Here is a 4831-nt window from a genome sequence, read left to right on the forward strand (position 1 = left end):
CCGTATCGCCGATGAATCGGCTCCTACACAGATCCGCTTCGATCAACGAAGCGCGCGACACGTACCGCCACTCTTCCAGCCTGGCCAGCCAACCGCTTCGCTCGGCTTCCCAGGCACGGAACAGCGTCAGCTGCGCCCGCAACAGCCCGGCATAACCGGCCTCATCCAGATCGCCGGCGAGCAACAGGCGCATGCCGGCCGTCGCTTCGGCCGCCTCATGGGCATCGCGGGTCGCTTCACGGAGGAGAAGATGGGCGGGCGTCGAACCGACGACTCCGGCCATTCAGAGCACCTGGACAGCCTTGAGCACCACGACCACCACCACGCCGGCGACGATCGCCAACGCCATCAGGCGCACGCGCGAGGCGGTGCGCTGGGGCTTCGGGCGCAGGTCCGGCGAGCGGTGCATCTGCAGTTCTTCCTGGAAACGCACGACCGGCTCGATGCCGATGTCCTTCAGCAAGGCACGGGCCTTGGGGAAATCGTCGGCGCTCTTGACCCATACCTGCGGCCACGAATCGCGGTCGTTATTGCGCTGCGAATAGCTGAAGCGCTGGTAGGTCGGACGATTCCAGGTCGACCGGTTGGTGACGGTCGTCTCGATGTCGTGCTCGGTAAGGAGCGACACGATCCGGTCGATATTTTCCGGGCGGGGTGAGGTATAGAGTTGGCGCATACCCCGATTCTACGGGATTTGCGCCGGAGCCAGCAGGCCCTTCACATCCTCGATATGACCATCGTTGGCCTCCGCCGGCAGGCGCAGCACGCTCATGATCAGCGGATACACGTCCACATTGGGGAACGGCGCAACGATCACGCCGTGGGCAAAGGCCGGCCCGCGCGCGATGAACAGGGCACGCATGGTCGGGTCCAGGTTGTCGTAGCCGTGCTCGCCCAGCGACATCGGATCCTTGCGTTTGGCCAGTGCCTCGCGGCTGATGATCGACCAGCCCGTCTCGGCCAGGCATTCGATGGCGGGTACGCGGGCGTGGGTGCCGTAATCGAGGCGCTTGGGCAGGTCCTGCTTGCGGTAGCACTGCATGTGCTGGTGCGGGCCGAGCAGGCGCGCCACGGCCGCGCGCGCGTMCACGCCCGGCTTCGGGTTGAAGGTGGCCATGACACCATAGGACACGGCATCGAGCGCATTCAGGTCAGTGGCGTCGTCGGCGAAGACGATGTTGCCCTTGGGCACGTAGGCCATGCCGTGATCGGACACGATCACCAGGTTCATGTGCTCGTAGAGACCACGCGTGCGCAGCTGGGCGACGAGGTAGCCGACGGCGTCGTCGACGTCGCCCAGCGCGGCATTGAGCTCGGCCGAATCCGGCCCGTGCTCGTGCCCGGCGTGGTCCACGGTGTCGAAATACAGTGTGTCGAAGGCCGGCTGCGGGCCGGCTTCGTCGAGCCACGAAAGCAGCTTGTCCACGCGCTGGCGCGAGGTGAGCGAGTCGTCGAAGGGAATCCAGTGATCAGGGCGAACACCACGAATCTCGGCCTCGGTGCCGGGCCAGAACATCGTCGCCGTATGCAGGCCGTGCTTCTGCGCGGTCACCCAGATCGGCTCGGCATCCGCCCACCAGCGGCCGTCGCTGGTCGCGGCGTGGTTGGACAGGCTGAACTTGCCCAGCACCGGATCCTGCATGGTGTTGTTCACGATACCGTTGTGGTCAGGCACGCGACCGGTGACCAGCGTGTAGTGGTTGGGAAAGGTCAGCGAGGGAAACGAGGGCAGCATGTACGAGGCGCGGGCGCCGTCGGCGGCCAGGGCGACCAGATTTGGCGTCAGGCCGCGGTCGAGGTAGTCGGGCCGGAAGGCGTCGATCGAGACCAGCAGCACGGGTGTGACGGGCAGGGAGGTGGGCTTGGCGGGGCGCGTGGCGCAACCGGCCAGGACCACGGCGAAAAGCGCGGTGACGACGCGCTGAAGCGTGGACGACGTGGCATTCATGAGGGACGACGTAAGCTCTGATCATCAAGGCAATCCGCCTATGATGGACGAGTCCCATGACCAATTCATCTCACAAGATCCTGCCGTTTCTTCTTGCGATGTCGATGCCGCTAGCGGCGATCGCGCAGACATCGACCCCAGCCGTCAAGGCCGCCGCACCGGCACGAGCCGCGCCCGCAGCCCGGCCCGTCGTGACCACGCCGTCGCACAACGCCCAGTTCCAGCAGCAGGTGAATCGCCAGCAGGTGATCAACCAGCAGAACCAGAACGCGGTCCAGCAGCAGCTGCGTCAGAACAACATGAACCAGCAACGCAACACGGCGACCGATCCGGGATTGCGTAACCAGCTGGATAACGCCGATCGCGCCCAGCAGCAGACCTATCAGTCGCAGCAGGACGCGACCGTACGCCGTGACCCGACCAATCCCCGGGTGCGCGACGCCACGCAACGGGCCGCGCCGGCCAGCGCCGGCTCGGCAGGCCACTAAGGCAGTCTGTTAACGCGTTGTTTGTTGCGACGCGGCTGGCGAGCCGCCATCGGGCAAGCCCATAATCGTCGATTCCCCTGGATCGACGGAGCCTCCCCCGATGACGGCCTTTACGCGCATCGACACGACCCGCACCGTCCGCGCACCGCGCGGCACGGAACTCAGCTGCCGTAGCTGGCTCACGGAAGCGCCGTTCCGCATGCTGCAGAACAACCTCGACCCCGAGGTGGCCGAAAACCCGGCCGAACTCGTGGTGTACGGCGGCATCGGCCGTGCCGCGCGCAACTGGGAATGCTTCGACGCGATCCTCCGCGCCCTGCGCGAACTGCGCGACGACGAAACGCTGCTCATCCAGTCCGGCAAGCCGGTCGGTGTGTTCCCGTCGCACCCGGACGCACCGCGCGTGCTGCTGGCCAATTCCAACCTCGTGCCTGCCTGGGCGAACTGGGAACACTTCAACGAGCTCGATCGCAAGGGCCTGATGATGTACGGCCAGATGACGGCCGGCTCGTGGATCTACATCGGTTCGCAGGGCATCGTGCAGGGCACCTACGAAACCTTCGTCGAGATGGGTCGCCAGCATTACGGCGGCAGCCTCGCCGGCCGCTGGATTCTCACCGCCGGTCTGGGCGGCATGGGTGGCGCGCAGCCGTTGGCCGCGAGCCTGGCCGGCGCTTCGTCGCTGACCATCGAATGCCAGCAGAGCCGCATCGATTTCCGCCTGAAGACGCGCTACGTCGATGAACAGGCCACCGATCTCGACGACGCGCTGGCGCGCCTGGACCGTTACGCGAAGGAAGGTCGTGCCGTCTCCGTGGCCCTGCTCGGCAACGCCGCCGACGTGCTGCCGGAGCTGGTTCGTCGCGGGGTCCGCCCGGACGCCGTCACCGACCAGACCAGCGCACACGATCCCGTCAACGGCTACCTGCCGTTGGGCTGGACGGTGGAGGAGTGGTTCGAGCGCCGCAAGTCCGATCCGACCGGCACCTCACACGCGGCCAAGTTGTCCATGCGCAAGCATGTCGAGGCGATGCTCGCCTTCCATGCCATGGGCGTGCCGACCTTCGACTACGGCAACAACATCCGYCAGRTSGCCAAGGACGAGGGCCTCGTCGACGCTTTCGCTTTCCCCGGCTTCGTACCCGCCTTCGTGCGTCCGCTGTTCTGCCGCGGCGTGGGTCCGTTCCGCTGGGTCGCGCTGTCCGGCGATCCGGAAGACATCTACAAGACCGATGCCAAGGTGAAGGAGCTGATCCCCGACGACCCGCACCTGCACCGCTGGCTCGACATGGCCCGTGAGCGCATCAGTTTTCAGGGCCTGCCGGCGCGTATCTGCTGGGTGGGTCTCGGCCAGCGCCATCGTCTGGCGCTCGCGTTCAATGAAATGGTCCGCAATGGCGAGCTCAAGGCGCCCATCGTGATCGGTCGCGATCATCTGGATTCCGGCTCGGTCGCCAGCCCCAATCGCGAAACCGAAGCCATGCGCGACGGCAGCGACGCAGTCAGCGACTGGCCGCTGCTCAACGCCATGCTCAACGTCGCCGGCGGCGCGACGTGGGTCAGCCTGCACCACGGCGGTGGCGTCGGCATGGGTTACAGCCAGCACAGCGGCGTGGTGATCGTCGCCGACGGCACCGAGGCGGCGGACAAGCGTCTGGCCCGTGTGTTGTGGAACGACCCCGGTACGGGCGTCATGCGCCATGCGGACGCGGGGTATGAGGATGCGATTGCTTGTGCGAAGGAGCAGGGGTTGAACCTGCCGATGGTAGGGTAGAAGCATCGCCGCTGAAGCGGCTCCCACACGAGACCTGTGCAGGCCTCACTGTGGGAGCCGATTCATCGGCGATAGGGTGCTCGCCTCAGCACTCATTGGGTGCCAGCCTCAGCGCCCATTCGCCCAGGCCGCCGTATACCGCTCCGGATAAATCCGCTCCAGCCCCAACACCTTCGGCCGGTCATTGATCGCGATATAAGCCGCATCAGGATTCAGCCGCATATAGTCCTGGTGATAATCCTCAGCCGGGTAGAACGCCTTCAACGGCGTCACCTGCGTCACGATCGGCGCGGAAAACGCATGGGCCGCCGTCAGCTGGGCCACATAGGCATCAGCCACCTTCTTCTGCTCCGGCGTGGCATAGAACACCGCCGAACGGTACTGCGTGCCGGAATCCGGACCCTGGCGGTTCAGCAGGGTGGGGTCCTGGGCGACCGAGAAAAACACCTGCAACAGCTGGCCATAGGTGACCTGGGCCGGGTCGTACACCACGCGGACCGACTCGGCGTGGCCGGTGTCGCCGTCGCTCACGTCGTCGTAGTTCGCGTGGGCTGCGTCGCCTCCGGAGTAGCCGTTGCGGACGCTCTTCACGCCACGGACGTGCTGGAATACGCCTTCGAC

The 4831-nt window shown here is 66.0% G+C and carries 6 protein-coding genes; 2 read left to right on the top strand and 4 right to left on the bottom strand.

Features of this window, described 5'->3' with window-relative positions; genetic code table 11:
* The 3 genes from AC1DT2_RS15805 to AC1DT2_RS15815 form a co-directional block, all read right to left on the bottom strand.
* A partial coding sequence (locus tag AC1DT2_RS15805) for a biliverdin-producing heme oxygenase (RefSeq protein WP_477297355.1) occupies positions 1-283 on the bottom strand: 283 nt, incomplete at its 3' end.
* Positions 284-676, bottom strand: a complete 393-nt coding sequence (locus AC1DT2_RS15810) for a putative signal transducing protein (RefSeq protein ID WP_063573208.1) — start codon at positions 674-676, stop codon at positions 284-286.
* 9 nt (positions 677-685) lie between these two features.
* Positions 686-1948, bottom strand: a complete 1263-nt coding sequence (locus AC1DT2_RS15815) for an alkaline phosphatase family protein (protein ID WP_477297357.1) — start codon at positions 1946-1948, stop codon at positions 686-688.
* 56 nt (positions 1949-2004) lie between these two features.
* Between AC1DT2_RS15815 and AC1DT2_RS15820 the strand changes: the two genes are divergently transcribed.
* Together AC1DT2_RS15820 and hutU are read left to right on the top strand one after the other, a co-directional pair.
* A complete protein-coding gene (locus AC1DT2_RS15820) occupies positions 2005-2436 on the top strand; it encodes a hypothetical protein (RefSeq protein WP_477297358.1) in 432 nt (143 codons plus the stop codon).
* 100 nt (positions 2437-2536) lie between these two features.
* Entirely contained in the window at positions 2537-4210 is a 1674-nt protein-coding gene (gene hutU, locus AC1DT2_RS15825; RefSeq protein WP_477297359.1) for a urocanate hydratase, read from the top strand.
* Between the two features lie 108 nt (positions 4211-4318).
* Here the strand turns inward: hutU and msrA are convergent.
* A partial coding sequence (gene msrA, locus AC1DT2_RS15830; protein WP_477297361.1) for a peptide-methionine (S)-S-oxide reductase MsrA occupies positions 4319-4831 on the bottom strand: 513 nt, incomplete at its 5' end.

Source organism: Luteibacter sp. P4_E6 (assembly GCF_056401535.1).

Coding starts and splice junctions, on each gene's coding strand:
- AC1DT2_RS15810 (WP_063573208.1), bottom strand. CDS start 676: ATGCGCCAACTCTATACCTCACCCCGCCCGGAAAATATCGACCGGATC.
- AC1DT2_RS15820 (WP_477297358.1), top strand. CDS start 2,005: ATGACCAATTCATCTCACAAGATCCTGCCGTTTCTTCTTGCGATGTCG.